The organism is Telluria sp. ZT3P25, assembly GCF_059685895.1.
In genome coordinates, this window is sequence record NZ_JCASIJ010000001.1 from 3,754,229 (window position 1) to 3,769,930 (window position 15,702).

General features: G+C 64.8%; 17 protein-coding genes. 4 read left to right on the plus strand and 13 right to left on the minus strand.

From position 1 onward, the window contains the following. Position 1: 1 nt before the first annotated feature. The 5 genes from AC56LY_RS16590 to AC56LY_RS16610 all read right to left on the minus strand — a co-directional run bounded on the left by AC56LY_RS16590 (position 2) and on the right by AC56LY_RS16610 (position 3,964). Positions 2-2,257, minus strand: coding sequence for a methyl-accepting chemotaxis protein (locus AC56LY_RS16590; protein WP_499581290.1), 2,256 nt, complete (start codon positions 2,255-2,257; stop codon positions 2-4). A gap of 57 nt (positions 2,258-2,314) precedes the next feature. Further along, positions 2,315-2,857, minus strand: coding sequence for a chemotaxis protein CheW (locus AC56LY_RS16595; RefSeq protein WP_499581291.1), 543 nt, complete (start codon positions 2,855-2,857; stop codon positions 2,315-2,317). Further along, positions 2,854-3,252 (minus strand): response regulator, encoded by a 399-nt coding sequence (locus AC56LY_RS16600; protein WP_499455589.1) that lies wholly within the window; start codon positions 3,250-3,252, stop codon positions 2,854-2,856. Before AC56LY_RS16600 ends, AC56LY_RS16595 begins: the two co-directional genes overlap by 4 nt. Positions 3,253-3,277: 25 nt before the next feature. Then, positions 3,278-3,673, minus strand: coding sequence for a response regulator (locus AC56LY_RS16605; protein ID WP_482896215.1), 396 nt, complete (start codon positions 3,671-3,673; stop codon positions 3,278-3,280). Between the two features lie 138 nt (positions 3,674-3,811). After that, on the minus strand, positions 3,812-3,964 hold the full coding sequence (locus AC56LY_RS16610) for a rubredoxin (protein WP_036170087.1): 153 nt from the start codon (positions 3,962-3,964) through the stop codon (positions 3,812-3,814). A 98-nt stretch (positions 3,965-4,062) separates the two neighbouring features. Between AC56LY_RS16610 and thiD the strand changes: the two genes are divergently transcribed. After that, a complete protein-coding gene (gene thiD, locus AC56LY_RS16615; protein ID WP_499581293.1) occupies positions 4,063-4,872 on the plus strand; it encodes a bifunctional hydroxymethylpyrimidine kinase/phosphomethylpyrimidine kinase in 810 nt (269 codons plus the stop codon). Between the two features lie 50 nt (positions 4,873-4,922). Then, the gene (gene hemL, locus AC56LY_RS16620; protein ID WP_499581295.1) at positions 4,923-6,221 is read left to right on the plus strand and encodes a glutamate-1-semialdehyde 2,1-aminomutase; all 1,299 of its coding nucleotides are present in this window, start codon (positions 4,923-4,925) and stop codon (positions 6,219-6,221) included. Positions 6,222-6,239: 18 nt separating this feature from the next. Here the strand turns inward: hemL and corA are convergent, their stop codons facing one another. The 4 genes from corA to AC56LY_RS16640 all read right to left on the minus strand — a co-directional run bounded on the left by corA (position 6,240) and on the right by AC56LY_RS16640 (position 9,769). After that, complete coding sequence (gene corA, locus AC56LY_RS16625; protein ID WP_499581297.1) at positions 6,240-7,205, minus strand: magnesium/cobalt transporter CorA; 966 nt, start codon at positions 7,203-7,205, stop codon at positions 6,240-6,242. Between the two features lie 96 nt (positions 7,206-7,301). Further along, on the minus strand, positions 7,302-8,060 hold the full coding sequence (gene mtgA / locus AC56LY_RS16630) for a monofunctional biosynthetic peptidoglycan transglycosylase (protein ID WP_499581299.1): 759 nt from the start codon (positions 8,058-8,060) through the stop codon (positions 7,302-7,304). Between the two features lie 12 nt (positions 8,061-8,072). Beyond that, positions 8,073-8,888: a shikimate dehydrogenase gene (gene aroE / locus AC56LY_RS16635; RefSeq protein WP_499581301.1), complete on the minus strand. Its 816-nt coding sequence runs from the start codon at positions 8,886-8,888 to the stop codon at positions 8,073-8,075. Further along, positions 8,885-9,769 carry an energy transducer TonB gene (locus tag AC56LY_RS16640; protein WP_499581303.1) on the minus strand — a complete coding sequence of 295 codons (885 nt, stop codon included), beginning with the start codon at positions 9,767-9,769 and terminating at the stop codon, positions 8,885-8,887. Before AC56LY_RS16640 ends, aroE begins: the two co-directional genes overlap by 4 nt. Positions 9,770-10,131: 362 nt before the next feature. Between AC56LY_RS16640 and AC56LY_RS16645 the strand changes: the two genes are divergently transcribed. Continuing rightward, positions 10,132-10,605: a hypothetical protein gene (locus AC56LY_RS16645; protein ID WP_499581304.1), complete on the plus strand. Its 474-nt coding sequence runs from the start codon at positions 10,132-10,134 to the stop codon at positions 10,603-10,605. After that, positions 10,602-10,811, plus strand: a complete 210-nt coding sequence (locus AC56LY_RS16650) for a hypothetical protein (RefSeq protein WP_499581306.1) — start codon at positions 10,602-10,604, stop codon at positions 10,809-10,811. The genes AC56LY_RS16645 and AC56LY_RS16650 overlap by 4 nt, the downstream gene beginning before the upstream one ends. A 105-nt stretch (positions 10,812-10,916) precedes the next feature. Here AC56LY_RS16650 and AC56LY_RS16655 read toward each other — a convergent pair whose 3' ends face one another. From AC56LY_RS16655 to mpl, 4 genes are read right to left on the minus strand one after another with little or no spacing between them, the layout of a single operon-like run. Further along, a complete protein-coding gene (locus AC56LY_RS16655; protein WP_499581309.1) occupies positions 10,917-12,983 on the minus strand; it encodes a ribonuclease catalytic domain-containing protein in 2,067 nt (688 codons plus the stop codon). Between the two features lie 2 nt (positions 12,984-12,985). Then, positions 12,986-13,573 carry a chorismate--pyruvate lyase family protein gene (locus AC56LY_RS16660; protein WP_499581311.1) on the minus strand — a complete coding sequence of 196 codons (588 nt, stop codon included), beginning with the start codon at positions 13,571-13,573 and terminating at the stop codon, positions 12,986-12,988. Next, a complete protein-coding gene (locus tag AC56LY_RS16665) occupies positions 13,570-14,169 on the minus strand; it encodes a YqiA/YcfP family alpha/beta fold hydrolase (RefSeq protein WP_499581313.1) in 600 nt (199 codons plus the stop codon). The genes AC56LY_RS16660 and AC56LY_RS16665 overlap by 4 nt, the downstream gene beginning before the upstream one ends. 14 nt (positions 14,170-14,183) lie before the next feature. Continuing rightward, positions 14,184-15,560, minus strand: a complete 1,377-nt coding sequence (gene mpl, locus AC56LY_RS16670) for a UDP-N-acetylmuramate:L-alanyl-gamma-D-glutamyl-meso-diaminopimelate ligase (protein ID WP_499581315.1) — start codon at positions 15,558-15,560, stop codon at positions 14,184-14,186. Positions 15,561-15,702 lie beyond the last annotated feature (142 nt).

Consider the following 15,702-nt stretch of genomic DNA (forward strand, 5'->3'; position numbering starts at 1 on the left):
GTCAGGATACCACGCGGAAGCGGGACACCGAATCCTTCAGTTCCTGCGCCAGCGTGGCCAGTTCCTGAATGGACAGGGCGGTCTGGCGGGTACCCTGGCGGGTCTGTTCGGTCACGGCGAGGATCTGCTGCATCTTGTCGGCCACGCCGGTGGCCTTGGTAGCCTGGCGCTCGGTGGCGGTCGACATGTCATCGATCAGTTCACCGAGGCGGTTCGAGACGCGCGAAATGTCCGACAGCGCGGCGCCGGCGGCGTCCGACAGGCGCGCCCCCTCGACCACACCCTGCGTCGATTTTTCCATTGCCGCCACCGCGTCGTGGGTGTCGGTCTGAATGGTGCGCACCAGCGCGCCGATCTGCTTGGCCGCGTCGCCCGAGCGTTCGGCCAGGCGCTGCACCTCTTCGGCCACGACCGAGAAGCCGCGCCCTGCTTCGCCGGCCGATGCGGCCTGGATCGCGGCGTTCAGCGCCAGCACGTTGGTCTGCTCGGTAATGTCCGAAATCAGCTCGGTGATCTCGCCGATCTCCTGCGACGATTCGCCCAGCCGCTTGATGCGCTTGGAGGTTTCCTGGATCTGCTCGCGGATCTCCTGCATGCCCTCGATCGCGTTCTGCACCGCGGTCGAACCCTGCGCCGCCGCTGCCACCGACTGGCGCGCCACGTCGGCCGATTCGAGGGCAGAGCGCGACACGTCGGTAATCAGGCCGGCCAGGCGCAGCGTCGTGGTCGACGCATCCTGAATCTCGCGTGACTGCTGCTCGGCCGCGCCCAGCAGCTCGGTCGAGACGTCCTGCGCACCGTTCGATGCGCGCGCCACCTGCTCCGCCGTGCGGATGACCCGCACGACCAGCTCGCGCAATTCTTCGACCGTGTAGTTGACCGAGTCGGCAATCGCGCCGGTGATGTCTTCCGACACCGTCGCCTGCACCGTCAAGTCGCCGTCGGCGACGTCCTGCAGTTCGTTCATCAGGCGCAAAATGGCGGCCTGGTTCTGTTCATTGGTGGCCTTGGCTTCTTCTTCCTTGGTCTGCGCCAGGTGGCGCATCGCTTCGGCTTCCTGGCGGCGCCCTTCGGCGCCGGCGGCGCGTTCACGCGATTCCTGCAGCATGGCGCGGGTAGTGCCCAGGGTGGCGAGCAGCGTGAACACGCCGGCGCCGATGGCCAGCCAGAACCACGGGCTGATCTCGGCCTGGTCGCGCTGGTAATCCATGTGCAGCTTGGCCAGCATCACGCGCAGCGGTTCGCTGTCGCGCGAGATCAGGCGCTCGGCGGCGCGGGCGCCGGCGTAGCTGGTCAGGTTGCCGATCAGCGGCGTGACGGTTTTGACGTATTCGCGCAGGCTGTCGCGGGTGCGCGACAGGCGCACGCGCATTTCGAGGTCCGTCAGCGGGGCCAGGCCATAACGGCCGCCGCCATCGAGCAGGCCGTCGACGAGCGCTTCGAGCGAGGCGATGTCGCCCAAAATGTAAGTCACCGCGTTCTGGGTCGAACCCGGCGTGTTGAAGGTCTGGGCGCCGGCCGTCAGGCGCTGGGTTACCGACAGCAGGCTCAGAGCTGCCATCTGACGCCGCGCGTCGGCGGACTCGTCGCGCTGCAGGCGTTCGGCAATGGCGACCAGCTCCGGGCCCACTTCTTCGTACTGGGCCAGGCTCCCGCCGAAGGCGATCAGGTTGCGCCGGTTGCCGAGAATGTTGGCAGCGGCCTTGGACGAGCGGTTCCACAGCACGATCGCCTTTTGCAGGTCGTCGGCGCGCTGACCGCTGGCAGCGGGAATGCGCCCGGTCGGCGACTGGCCGCCACGGGCCAGCAGATCGAGTTCGCGACCCAGCTCGGCGCGGCTTTCTTCGACCTGAAGGAAGGCTTGCATATCGCCGCGCAGCGCGATCGGCGCCGCCTTGGCGAAACGCTGCGAGTGCATCACGGCGTCGCCGGCCACCTGGCTTTGCCCCGCCAGGCGGGCGTCGCTGGCAGCGTTCTGCCACATGGCCAGCACGGTCAGCACCGCGCCAGCGGCAACGGCTCCCAGCAGCAGGCGCAGGCGATTCGGCTGGAAGCTGCTCCCCATCGGCGTGGCGCGCATGTCGCCCGCGCCATCGGTGGCGGCGTCGTCACGACCACGAAAGCCGCCGAGACGGCGCGCCGCTGCGGCAGCAGAACCATTGGCTGCGGCGTCAGGCGCAGCAGCATCAAGAACGGGGGCCGGCGTGACCGGGCGCACCGCGTCATCGGCTGCGCCACCCTTGGCGAAGACATTCATGGTCAATTTCGAGGCGAATCCCATTCCGGCTCCCTGTGCTGCAATTAGTGTGTTCGGTTAGCGTGCAATGTGCAGGAAGCGCTCTTCGCGCACCAGCGCCGCCAGCGACAGCGGCATCCATGTGTTGCCATCGGCATCGCGCAGGGCGTCGCCGTCGCGCGTCATCGTCCCCGCATGGCGCAAGCCATACACCGAGGACGCCAGCAGCGCGCAATTCAAGCCCAGGCTTGGGGCGAACACCAGCAGGCGCGGCGTGCTGCCAGGGACCGTCGACGCGGCCACGTGCTCGTCATCGAGATAGCGCGCCAGGTCGATCACCCCCAGCAGGCTGCCGCGCACATTGGCCAGCCCCAGATACCAGGGGCGGGTCAGCGGCACGGGCGTGACCGGCACGGGCGCGACGATCTCGCCCACTTCGGCCAGGTCGACCAGGTAGCGCGCGCCGCCGATGGCCACGCCCAGTTGCGCCACGCTGGCGCCGGCGCCGTTCTTCGCTGCCTGCATCCGTTCGAGCAGCTGCTCCTGGTACAGGCGCAGGCGGGTGCGCCGCGCCGCGGGATCGCGGCGGCCTGCACGTTCGTCCGCGCCCCCGGTGGTCATGCCTTCACGCTGCCGGTAGCGTCACCCGGCACGGCCAGCGCGGCGATGGCCGCCAGCAGGCGCGCCGGATCGACCGGCTTGACCAGGTATTCCTTGGCGCCCTGGCGCATGCCCCAGATACGGTCGGTTTCCTGGTCCTTGCTGCTGCAGATGATGATCGGCAGCGCTGCCAGTTCCGGATCGCGCGAAATGGCGCGCGTCACCTGGAAGCCGTTGGTACCGGGCATGACCACGTCCATCAGGATCAGTTGCGGGCGCTCGGCGCGAATGCGCTCGATCGCTTCGTCGCCGCTGACGGCGGTGCACACGGTAAAGCCGTTCTTGACCAGGATGTCGGTCAGGTACAGTCGTTCGGTCGGCGAATCGTCGACGATGAGAATCTTTTGAATGGCCACGAGGGCTCCAAATCTGGTTGAATCGTCAGCCGGCCGCCTGGGCGTGCTCGCGCACGGCCGCCAGCAGGCTGTCTTTGGTAAAGGGTTTGGTCAGGTAGGCGCTGGCGCCGACCATCGCGCCGCGCGCGCGGTCGAACAGGCCGTCCTTGGACGAGAGCATCAGCACCGGGGTCGCGTGAAACCGCACGCTCTTCTTGATCAGCGCGCAGGTCTGGTAGCCGTCGAGGCGCGGCATCAGGATGTCGCAAAACACGAGCGCAGGATGGTGGTCGTTGATCTTGGCGAGCGCGTCGAAGCCATCGTCGGCCAGCACCACGTGATAGCCCGCCTGGGTCAGGAAAATCTCTGCTGACCGGCGGATCGTGCTGCTGTCATCGATCACCATGATGGTCAGGCTTGATGATTGCGGCGATGTCGTCATGGTCGTTTCACTTCGGCTTGAAGTGCCACGATAGCATAACGAATCTTTCTTGTGCGCAAAGTGTTGCAGGGAGTCAACTACACGTTTGCGATGGCATCAGGGGCTTGTCAAGATGCCATGCAAGCACGACAACAGGTGTTATATCGCCGTCATTTCAAAGTCGTCCTTGCGTGCGCCGCACTCGGGACAGGTCCAGTTCATCGGTACGTCGGCCCAACGGGTGCCCGGCGCAATGCCGTCCTCCGGTGCGCCGGCAGCTTCATCGTATACCCAGCCGCAGATCAGGCACATCCAGGTCAGGAACGGGGCGGTGGATTCAGTACTCACGGTGTTGATCCTTGTATCTAGTAAAATGTGGAATCAGAATCCGGCATCTTAATCTACCCGTCGTGCAAAACCAACCGTTACCCCTCATCCTGAGTTTTGGCGTCTGCGATCCCGTCGGCGCGCTGGGCGTGCAATCGGACGTCGCCGCCTTTGCCGCCCTCGGGTGCCACGGGCTATCGGCCATTGCGGGTGTGCTCGTGTGCGACAGCGCCCGCGTCGAGCACATGTATGAGCTCGACAGCGACTGGATGGCCGAACAGGCGCGCGCACTGCTCGAAGACATGCCCATTGCCGCCTTCAAGGTTGGCGCCGTGGGCACCGCGATGCACCTGGCCGCCATTGCCGAGATCGTGTCCGACTACCCGGACGCGCCGCTGATCCTCGACCCGTTCCTGTCGGCCCTGCCTGACGCCGGCATGGGCGACGAAGAAATGCTGATGGCCCTGCGCTCCATTCTGGCGCCGCAAGCCACCGCCCTGATCCTGTCGCAGGCCGAGCTGGGCCGCATGGCCGAGCTGTGGCGCGATGGCGGCGACGCCGATCCTGGCAACCTCGACGAAGACGTGGCCGAACTGACCTCGTCCGGCCTGCAGTACGTGCTCGTGACCGGCACGCGCGACACGGCCGGCGCCTGCTCGAACCGCCTGTTCGATGCCAGCGGCGAAGTCGCGCGCGTCGACTGGCAGCACCTGCCCGGCCCGTTCCTGGGCGCCGGCAATACCTATTCAGCCGCGTTCACCGCCCTGATGGCGCGCGGCATGGATGCGCCGACTGCGCTGGCCGTGGCGCAGGAATACACCACCGGCGCGCTCGAGAACGCACAACGCTTCGGGATGGGCAAATTCATTCCCGCCAAATTCTTCCGTCCCTGAGTTTCAAGCGCGCTGCGCGGGACGGTCTTTCCTCTTCTTGAAACGTCAACATGACCACTGAACAAGCCACCTCGCGCAACGACACCCTGTTTGCCCGCGCCCAACTGACCACGCCCGGCGGCGTCAATTCGCCGGTGCGCGCCTTCCGCTCGGTCGGCGGCACCCCGCGCTTCATCACGCGCGCCCTCGGCCCGCATTTCTGGGACGCCGACGGCAAGCGCTATATCGACTACATTGGCTCGTGGGGCCCGGCCATCCTCGGCCACGCCCGCCCCGAAGTGGTGTCGGCCGTGCAGGCCGCCGCCGCCAACGGCCTGTCGTTCGGCGCGCCGACCGAAGGCGAAATCGAGATCGCCGAAGAAATCTGCCGCCTGCTGCCATCGATCGAGCAGGTGCGCCTGGTCTCATCCGGTACCGAAGCGACGATGAGCGCGCTGCGCCTGGCGCGCGGCGCCACCGGCCGCGACAAGATCGTCAAGTTCGAAGGCTGTTACCACGGCCACGCCGATTCGCTGCTGGTGAAAGCCGGCAGCGGCCTGCTCACCTTCGGCAATCCGACCTCGGCCGGCGTGCCGGAAGACTTCGTCAAGCACACGCTCGTGCTCGACTACAACGACGTGGCGCAACTGGAAGATGCGTTCGCGACGATGGGCGACGAGATCGCCTGCGTGATCGTCGAGCCAGTGGCCGGCAACATGAACCTGATCCGCGCCACGCCAGAATTTTTGCAGAGCATGCGCGCCCTGTGCACGAAGCACGGCGCCGTGCTGATCTTCGACGAAGTGATGTGCGGCTTCCGCGTGGGCCTGCAAGGCGCGCAGGGCATGTACGGCATCCAGCCCGACCTGACCGCGCTGGGCAAGGTCATCGGCGGCGGCATGCCGGTGGCGGCCTTTGGCGGGCGCGCCGAGCTGATGCAGAAGATGGCGCCGATCGGCCCGGTGTACCAGGCCGGCACGCTATCGGGCAATCCGGTCGCAGTGGCGGCGGGCATGACGACGCTCAAGCTGATCCAGAAAGAAGGGTTTTACGAGCGCTTGACCGCCACCGCAAACCGCCTCGTGGCCGGCTTGACCGAGGCCGCGCGCGAAGCGGGCATCGACTTCTGCGGCGACGCCGTGGGCGGCATGTTCGGCATGTACTTCTCGAAGGAAGTCCCGGGCAGCTACAGTGAAATGATGGCCGGCGACAAGGAGCGCTTCAACCGCTTCTTCCACGGCATGCTGGACGAAGGCGTGTACTTTGCACCGGCGATGTTCGAGGCGGGCTTCGTGTCGATCCAGCACGACGACGCGGCGATCGACGAGACGATCGAAGCAGCGCGGCGCGTGTTCAAGCGACTTGGCTGACCCGCAGGGCTGGCTGGCTTACTTCAGCCAGCCACGCCTTCTGAAATACCATAGCGGTGCCACACCGCAGCCAATCATCAACAGAATGGCCAGCGGGTAGCCGAAGCGCCATTGCAGCTCGGGCATCACGGCAAAGTTCATGCCGTAGACACTGGCGATCAGGGTCGGCGGCAGGAACGCGACCGAGGCCACCGAGAAGATCTTGATGATCTTGTTCTGGTTGATGTTGATGAAGCCGACCGTGGCGTCCATCAGGAAGTTCACCTTGTCGAACAGGAACGAGGTGTGGCCGTCGAGCGACTCGATGTCGCGCAGGATCTGGCGCGCTTCCTCGAACTGGTCCGAGTTCAGCAGGCGCCCGCGCATCAGGAAGCTGACCGCGCGGCGCGTGTCCATCATGTTGCGGCGGATGCGGCCGTTCAAGTCTTCCTCGTGCGCGATCGCGTTCAGCGCCGCGGCCGCGTCCTGGTCGGTAAATTCTTTCTGCAGCACGCGGGTCGAGACTTCTTCGAGGCTTTCGTAGATGCCCTCGAGCGAATCGGCCGAATACTCGGCGTCGGTCGCGTACAGGTCGAGCAGCACATCCATATAGTCTTCGATCGAGCCGGGCCGCGAACGGGCGCGCATGCGCACCAGGCGGAACACCGGCAAGTCGTCGTTGTGCACCGAGAACAGGATCTTGCCCGACAGGATGAATGCCACCGTGACCACGCGCGACGGCCCGTCTTCTTCTTCCAGCAAAAAGTCGGTGCGCAGGTGCAGGTCGCCATTTTCGGCTTCGTAATAACGCGCCGACGCTTCGATGTCCTGGACTTCGTCTTCGCCTGGCAGGATCACGTTGTACTTGGCCTTGACCCAGATGCGCTCTTCCTCGCTCGGGTCGGTCAGGTCGACCCAGACCGGCGCCACGCTCTCGAGTTCCTCGCGGGATTCGATCGTGACCTGGTTCAGGCGGCCGTTCTGTAGGACGAATACATTGATCATGCGCTGGGTCTCGCTATTCTTGGCCGGTCGACAAAAGTAGCGCAAGTGTAACCGTTTGCCCGCCGTGGAGCCAACTCTGGCGCCACAAACGCGCGTTTATGGCCGCTCGTCCGCACGTGGCACGTCGGCCGACGGGATACGGCGCTGGATTGTGCTGGTACGGCGCTCCAGGTAGCGGGTCGAGCGGTTCTTGTCGTAGAAGCGTGGATTGGGCAGCATCACGGCCAGGCGCGCGGCTTGCGCTGTGCTCAGTTTGGCGGCGGACGTCTTGAAGTAGTAGCGCGCCGCCGCTTCGGCGCCGAATACGCCGCGGCCGAACTCGGCCACGTTGAGGTAGATTTCCAGGATGCGCTGCTTGCTCATCACGGTCTCGAGCATCAATGCGATGATCGTTTCCTGCCCCTTGCGCAGATAGCTGCGCGAGCCGGACAGGAACAGGTTCTTGGCCAGTTGCTGCGTGATGGTCGAGCCGCCGCCGGCCAGCTTGCCACGGCGTTCGTTGCGCTCGTAGGCCCGCTCGATCGCTTTGATGTCCACGCCATAGTGTTCGTTGAAGTTGGCGTCTTCGGACGCCACCACCGCGCGTTTCAGGTTGTACGAAATCCGCTCGTACGGCACCCACTCGTGCTTGAGCGTGGCGTCGGGATTGGTTTCGCGCAGTACCGACAATTGCGCGCGCATGAAGCTGGTCGAGCCGGGATCGACCTGTGAATACCAGCACACCATCAGGAAGAAATACAGCTGGACCAGCAGCACGAGCAGCAGCGGCCCCAGAAAAATCCATTTGATCCAGCGCTGCTTCGCTGATCCCTTCGCTGGTGCCTTCGATGATCCCTTGGTGCGCGATGTAGCCACGGGTTACCCCTGTTATTGTGATTGACGCATCGATGCCAGCACGTGCGCCGTGCCCGGCCGCTTGCCCCGCCACAGCGCGAACGCTTCGGCGGCCTGCTCCACCAGCATGCCCAGGCCATCGCGCACGGCGGCGCCGTGACCTGCGGCAAAGTCCATGAACACGGTTGGCTTGTTTCCGTACATCATATCCAACGCGAGCGTGTCCGGGCCGAATACGCTTGCTGGCACCGGCGGCACGGCCGCGTCCAGGCTGGCCGACGTCGCATTGATGATCACGTCGAACGGACCCTCGACATCGGTGAAGCCGCTGACCGCCAGGCGCGCCGCATGGTCGGCAAACTCCGCCACCAGCGCCTCGGCGGTGGCCAGCGTGCGGTTGGCAATCACGATCTGGCGCGGGCCGGCATCGAGCAACGGCAGCAGCGCGCCACGGGCTGCGCCACCGGCGCCCAGCAGCAGCACGCGCTTGCCGTCCAGCGATATGCCCGCATTGCGCACGATGTCGGCCACCAGGCCCACGCCATCGGTGTTGTCGCCGACGATCCCGTCGCCATCGAACACCAGCGTGTTGACGGCGCCGGCCGCCTGTGCGCGCGCGGTCAAACGCGTGGCCAGGCGCGCTGCTTCCAGCTTGAATGGCACGGTGACGTTGGCGCCCTTGTAGCCGTCATCGATCAGGCGCTTCACCGTTGCGGCAAAGCCGTCGACGGGCGCCAGGCATTGTTCATACTGGAGATCCTCGCCCAGCTCTGCGGCATATTGCGCGTGGATGCGTGGCGACTTGCTGTGGGCAATCGGGTTGCCGATGACGCAGTAACGGTCGGTCATGGCGACGCATTCCCCAGGGTTGCGCGCAGGCTGTCTTCGCGGGTGAACTGGAAGCGCGTAAACACTTCCCACAGATCGTCCTTGCCCTTGGTGCGCATATTGGCCGGGAACGCGCCGTATGGCGCCGAGCGGCGCACGATGTCGAGCGCCGCCTTGTCGAGCGCGGGATTGCCCGAGCTGCGCTCGACCTTCGGGCCGCCATCCTTCAGGTACAGCGTGCCGTCCTGGTAGACGGGGATGTACACGACCAGCTCGCCATACAGCTTCTTGCCGGCCTGCTGCGGAAAGTTCAGCGTGCCGACTTCCTCGATCCGCTTCTGCATCGCCTTGTAGTACAGCGCGTACCCGGCCTCGCGCGTGCTCGGCGTGATCTTCGTGCGTTTCGGGCGGCGGTTTTCTTCTTCGATGCGCTCGAAGATTTCGGCAGCGCTGCGCGAAATGGCGCGCGACGTGTCGAGGTTGTCCTCGCCCGTGCGCGACGGGTCCGGCTTTTCACGCTCGGTGACCGGTGGCGCGGTGAAACTCGACGTGCGGGCGCGCGTGACGACGTTCTGCTGGATCTGCTCCAGCGCGGCGATGCGGCGCTGCAGGGCCTTGATGCTGTCGCCATCCTCGACTTTGCGCAGGTCGGGCAGCGGCGACTTGGCGCGGCCGGCTTCTGCGGTACCACCACCGTCCAGATTGGCCTGGGCCAGTGCATCGGCCTTGGCCGGTGCCCGGTCGTGCTTGGCGTTGACCAGGATGACCTCAAGGCCCGGGTCGGCCGGCGTCTGGCGGAACGTTTCAGGCGCAGCAAAGCGCACCGCCAGCAGCGCCGCGTGGGCTGCCACCGATACGGCCAGGGCAATGATCAGGGGACGGTTATGTAGGAGAGACTTCACGCGCTGCGGGTGAGAATTGAATCGGAGAATTGATTCATTCTAACCTGAGGCGAACCCATAGGGGGAGGTGGAATTGGCGTGCGGGATAACGTGGTGTGTTCGACAATAGTAGCCGGCGGGTTGAATGGGCTCGCCAATCCTTCAATGTCCGCTTGATCTCAGGTACCTGCGACCCTGACTCGTGACAAGCCTACAGCGCCATACAGGGTGAATAATCGTCGGTCTTATCCAACTCACAAGGGAGAGCGACATGGCGAACAGTGCACACCTCAGGATCAAAGGCGTCACCGAAGAACCTTCGGACGACAAGCACCGCGATCAAATCCTGCCGCAGAATTGTGCAGCCAACAAGGAGTGCTGAAATGGGCCGTGCCACCAATAGCGCAATCCAGGCGAACGCCAACAAACCTCAGCCCGTACCCTACGACGGCGATGTCATGGTTCATAACGTCATCAGACCGTCGGACTTCAAGCACTGCTGCGCTGTCGTCGTCACGGGCACCTCTGCCAACTTCTGCGGTCACGCCCTGCTGCATACGGGCGGAGGCCTGTACTTCCACATAGCGGGGTTCAACAACAAGCCGAAGATCATGACGCAGAACGGCTACCTGCGCTATTTGAAGGAGAACGGCAAAAGGGAGATTCGACGCTGGGTCGTATCCATCCCCGACCCTGCAGGTGCACACAGGAAGCTGGAAGAGCTGCTCGCGAAGCGATGGTTGTGGCTGATGCTTCCTCAAAACTGCGCGTCATTTGTCGAGGAAGTTGTACGGGCTGGGGGCAGTAAAGCAGGCCAATATTTCAATTGTCCATCAATGGAACCATTCAAACCATGAAAGCCATCCTCAGTACCTTGAAATACCTGCTGATCGCAATTGGTTCGACCCTGTCGGTTGCGGTACTCGTCTGGCTGGCGATCTTCCTCTTCGCTCAGACTATCAGCCTTGACAAGGCGTTTGCGCTGATCTTTTACCCGTCCGTCGTTGCGGGTGTCATTACGCCGTTGGCATGGTGGCTACGAGGGCGCAAGCTGGAAGCCTGAGCAGCGGGTGACCTGCAAAATCCCGCACTCAGCCTCCTTGCCAACGGCCCCAAAGCCTGCGGCTTCAGATGCCGTCCATGCCTTCGGCTTCTTTTACCAAGTCCATTATGGTGCCGAGGTACTGGACGGCGTCGCTGATGATGCTGGTTCCGTCACGTCAGCCGTTTCCACCACGGCAACCGCGCCTTCCGCTTCCACCGCTTCGGCCGCTGCCGCTTCGCCGGTGTCGACTTCCGTGTCCTCTTCATCGGCGATGGCCGCATCCGGCGCGGCGCTTGCCACTTCCAGCAAACGCGCTTCGAGATTCAGTTCGATCTCATCCCAGCGCACGATGTCGAGCTTGACCTGCGCGCCGCGCGCCACCTGCGACATGCCCGGCAGGCGCACCACCAGCGGCACGTCGGTCAGGCGCACGAGCTCGTCCTTGAGCACGACGGCGTCGACCATCTTGACGCCCTCCTGCCCCAGCCAGCGCAGGCACCAGTAGCGCTCCATATTCTGCTGGAACTCGTTGTAGGCTGCGTACGCCGCGTCGAAGCTCGACACGATCGAGAACAGCGTCGCATCGCGGTGCTTGAACGGTGCAACGAGCGGTGCGGTGACGCCGTTTTCGGCGGCGGCGATGATCTGCCACTGGTTGACCAGGTCGGTGTAACGGCGCAGCGGCGACGTGCTCCATGCGTACTGATCCACACCCAGGCCCTGGTGCGGCGCGGCGTGCGTGACCATGCGCACCTGCATCTTGGCGGCCCAGCCGCCGGCGCCCGGCCCTTGCGAGCGGTAGATGCCCGGCACGCCTGAGTCATGCAGCAGCTTGCCCCAGGTGCTGTTGGCAAAGATCATCAGCTCGGCGACGATCTTGTCCAGCGGCGCGCCGCGCTTGCGGCGCACGATCGAGACCACGTCATCCTCGACGTAGAAATTGAAGTCCATGCGGTTGGCCTGCTCGGGCTTGAGGCCAAAGGCTTCGCGCTTTGCCATGCGGCCGGCTTCGAGCTGCAAGGCCCACTGCCACAACTGGCCCAGTTCTTCCTTGTGCGGATACTCGCCCGCGCCGCTGGCCAGCGTTTCTTCATTGACCAGGTCGTCCAGATCGTTGTGGCGCAGATTGCTCTTGATCGGCACCAGCTCGGCGCGCGTCGTCGTCGAGATGACGCTCCAGTCTTCGGGATTCAAGACGGCGTACAGCGACAGCGCCGGGCAATCGTTGCCCTCGGCCAGCGTGAACGCGTTGACCACCTCGTCCGGCAGCATCGTGATCTTGTCGCCCGGCATGTACACGGTCGACATGCGCGCGCGGGCGATCTTGTCGATCGCATCGTCCGGACGCACGGCCAGGCCCGGCGCGGCGATGTGGATGCCGACGCGCACGGTGCCATCGTCCAGCCTTACGACGGAGAACGCATCGTCGATCTCGGTCGTGGTCACGTCGTCGATCGAGAATGCGGCAACGTCGGCGCGCGGAAGGTCGGTCGGCGCTTTCGGTACGTCCACCGGCGCAAAGCCGGCGCCGCGCGGGAAGTTCTCGAACAGGAAGCGGCCCATGTGCAGGTCTTTGGGCGAGGCCAGGCCGCCGACGTCCAGCATCAGGCGCGCTGGGTTGGTCTGCAGTTCGTTGGCCGCAGCCTCGAATGCCTTGTATTCGATCGTGTTCTTGTCCGGCTTGAACAGCAGCTGGTGCACGAGCGGCTGCATCGATTCGGGCAGCTTGCCCGCTTTCAGTTCGTCGACATAACCGGCCTGGATGATGGCCTGCTGTTTTTTCTTTTCAATACCGGCCAGCGCGGCCTTGAGCGAGGCTTCCGGCGCCGCCTTGTAGCGGCCACGGCCCTTCTTGTAGAAGTAGACGGGCGAGCCGTGCAGCGTCAGCACGAGGCCGGCCGCTTCGTGCGGCAACGGCGCGTGGCCGAAGTATTCGGCGCCCAGCTCGGCAAAGCCGAATTCGTCTTCGCCCGCGACTTCCCACAGGAATTCGAGGTCGACGTCGGCCGCGACGGCCTTGGCCGCGTCCATCAGCTCTTGCGGGCTGGGCTTTTCAAATTGCAGCAGCACGTCGCGCGTCTTGACCTTGGTGCGCTTGCCGCTGGCCAGTTCGACCTGGTATGCCTCGCCGGCTTGCGACAGGATGGCGCCGACCTTGAAGTCGCCCGATTCCTCAAAAAATACATTCATGATTATTCTGTGTTGTTCGTGGTTGCGCCCGCTCCCAGGCTGAGCACCGCCGGCAAGAATACCTCGGTGACCAGGAGCAGGCCTTGACGGCGGCGATAGACGCAGCGCCGCGCATGGTAAATCGGCTGTTGGACGCCGGCGCCGCCGATGGCCGCGTGCGCACGGCGCACGAGCGGATGGTCGGCGCCCAGGCGCGCAAATTCAAGTGATCCGCGCCGCACGAGCGGATCGTAAAACAGGGTCGAGCCAAGCGAACGTTCGCCCAGCGCCGAAAACAGCGGCCAGTCGCTCGCGTCGGCATCGGGTGGCACGACCGTGTGGGCAAAGACCACCGGCGTGCCGTCGCAGACGAGCAGCACTTCGCGTTCCCAGACCCGTTGTGGCCGCGCCAGGCCAATTGCCGCCGCTTCGTCGGCCAGGCACACAGTACTGTGCTGGTGCAGGCGGCGCACGCGAAACGCGTCGCTGCTGGCGACCAGGCGCGCGGTCAGCGAGCCGGGCGTGATGAGCCAGTCGTGCATTGGTGGAGAAGCACGCACGGCGCGCGCATGCGGCTGCCAGGCGGCCAGGCGCAGCGAACGGTTCCTCACCGCGTTCCGTCCCCGACTGCATCCATCCCGCAGAACGCCAGCACCTCGTCGACATACATCGGAAACTCCGACACCGCATGGTCGCTGCCATAAATCACGTGCTGGCGCGCGCCGGCGTAGTGGGCCACCATGTCGCGGTAGTCGAGCACTTCGTCGCCCGTGGCCGCCAGCAAAAAATAGCGCTCGGGCTGCGTAATGGCGTCGACGCGCAGTGCCTTGAGTTCATCGATGTACTCGGCGCGAAACTCGAACGGCTCGTCCGAATGCCAGTTGGTTGTCACGCCCACGTGGTGTTCGAGGTTGCGGGTCGGGTCGACCGACGGATTGATGACGACGGCCGGCACGCCCAGGCGCTCGGCCAGCGCGCACGCATAAAAGCCACCGAGCGACGAGCCGACGATCGCGAGATTGCCCGGTGCGTGCTGCGCGGCCAGGTCCAGCGCCAGCGCGAAAGCGGCCTTTGGCGACGCCGGCAATTGCGGGCAGATCAGGCGGTCAAGCAGGCCACGCTCTTCGAGCGCCGCCTGCACGACCTGCGCCTTCATCGATTTGGGCGACGAGCGAAAGCCGTGCAAATACAGAAGATACGGTGGCAAATCCGGCGCCGACGTCATGGGGCCAGCGCGTCGAGCAGCTTCTGGTGCACGCCGCCGAAGCCGCCATTGCTCATGACCAGGATATGGTCGCCCGGCTGCGCCTGCTGGACGATGGCCTGCACCATATAGTCGATCTGGTCGAAGCTGTGCGCGATCGTGCCCATCGGCTTGAATGCATCGGCCAGCGACCAGCCCAGCGCCTGCTGGCTGCCGAAGCCGAACACCAGGTCGGCATCCTTCAGGCTGCCCGGCAGCGCATCCTTCATTGCGCCCAGCTTCATCGTGTTCGAACGCGGCTCGAGCACGGCCAGGATCCGGCCGCCGCCCAGCGCACCCAGCTTCTGGCGCAGGCCGCCCACCGTGGTGGCAATCGCCGTCGGGTGGTGCGCGAAGTCGTCGTAGACGGTGATGTTGTTGACCACGCCGCGCACTTCCATGCGGCGCTTGACATTCTCGAAGCGGGCCAGCGATTCGATGGCCTGCGCGACCGGCACGCCGACGTGGCGCGCCGCAGCGATGGCGGCCAGCGCGTTCGAGCGGTTGTGCTTGCCGGTAAGGTCCCAGTGCACGGTGCCTTGCGGCGCGCCCTTGAAGATGACGTCGAAGCTGGCGCCGCCCGGATGCTCGACCATCGTCCAGTCGACGCCATCCGCGCCGCCAAAGCTTTCCTTCTCGCTCCAGCAACCGCGCTTGAGTACGCGCCCGATCGATGCTTCGTCGCCATTGACGACCAGGCGGCCCACGCCCGGCACGGTGCGCACCAGGTGGTGGAACTGGGTTTCGATGGCGCCGATGTCCGGGAAGATGTCGGCGTGGTCGTATTCCAGGTTGTTCAGCACGGCCGTTTTGGCGTGGTAGTGCACGAACTTGCTGCGCTTGTCGAAGAACGCCGTGTCGTATTCATCGGCTTCGATGACGAAGAAGTTCGATGGCTTGTCGCCATGCAGGCGCGCCGAGACGCCGAAGTTCATCGGCACGCCGCCGATCAGGAAGCCCGGCGCATAGCCGGCATCTTCCAGGATCCAGGCCAGCATCGACGTGGTGGTCGTCTTGCCGTGCGTGCCGGCCACGGCCAGCACCCATTTTTCGCGCAGGATATGCTCGCCGATCCACTGCGGCCCCGACATATAAGGCAGGCCGCGGTTCAGGATTTCCTCGATCAGCGGATTCCCGCGCGTCATCACATTACCGATCACATACAGATCGGGATTCAGCGACACCTGCTCCGGGCCATAGCCCTGGATCAGCTCGATCCCCTGGGCTTGCAACTGCGTGCTCATCGGTGGATAGACGTTGGCGTCGCAACCGGTCACGCGGTGGCCGGCTTCCTTGGCCAGGACCGCCAGGCCACCCATGAAGGTGCCGCAAATGCCGAGAATATGAATGTGCATGGGAAGGTGCGCTGGTGCGATGTAAATGGACGAAACCGGGATTCTACCCGAGCCGCAGCCGTTTTCCGTTCCGAACCTATGTCAGTAGGCGGAAGGAAGCGGGTGGTGATGCATGGCAGGCGTGAGCAAGGCGCGAGGAGGC

Bases quoted from the DNA above. Each gene is read 5' to 3' on its own strand.
- AC56LY_RS16590 (WP_499581290.1), bottom strand. From the start codon at position 2,257: ATGAATGTCTTCGCCAAGGGTGGCGCAGCCGATGACGCGGTGCGCCCG.
- AC56LY_RS16595 (WP_499581291.1), bottom strand. From the start codon at position 2,857: ATGACCACCGGGGGCGCGGACGAACGTGCAGGCCGCCGCGATCCCGCG.
- AC56LY_RS16605 (WP_482896215.1), bottom strand. From the start codon at position 3,673: ATGACGACATCGCCGCAATCATCAAGCCTGACCATCATGGTGATCGAT.
- AC56LY_RS16610 (WP_036170087.1), bottom strand. From the start codon at position 3,964: ATGTGCCTGATCTGCGGCTGGGTATACGATGAAGCTGCCGGCGCACCG.
- hemL (WP_499581295.1), top strand. From the start codon at position 4,923: ATGACCACTGAACAAGCCACCTCGCGCAACGACACCCTGTTTGCCCGC.
- corA (WP_499581297.1), bottom strand. From the start codon at position 7,205: ATGATCAATGTATTCGTCCTACAGAACGGCCGCCTGAACCAGGTCACG.
- aroE (WP_499581301.1), bottom strand. From the start codon at position 8,888: ATGACCGACCGTTACTGCGTCATCGGCAACCCGATTGCCCACAGCAAG.
- AC56LY_RS16645 (WP_499581304.1), top strand. From the start codon at position 10,132: ATGGGCCGTGCCACCAATAGCGCAATCCAGGCGAACGCCAACAAACCT.
- AC56LY_RS16650 (WP_499581306.1), top strand. From the start codon at position 10,602: ATGAAAGCCATCCTCAGTACCTTGAAATACCTGCTGATCGCAATTGGT.
- AC56LY_RS16655 (WP_499581309.1), bottom strand. From the start codon at position 12,983: ATGAATGTATTTTTTGAGGAATCGGGCGACTTCAAGGTCGGCGCCATC.
- mpl (WP_499581315.1), bottom strand. From the start codon at position 15,560: ATGCACATTCATATTCTCGGCATTTGCGGCACCTTCATGGGTGGCCTG.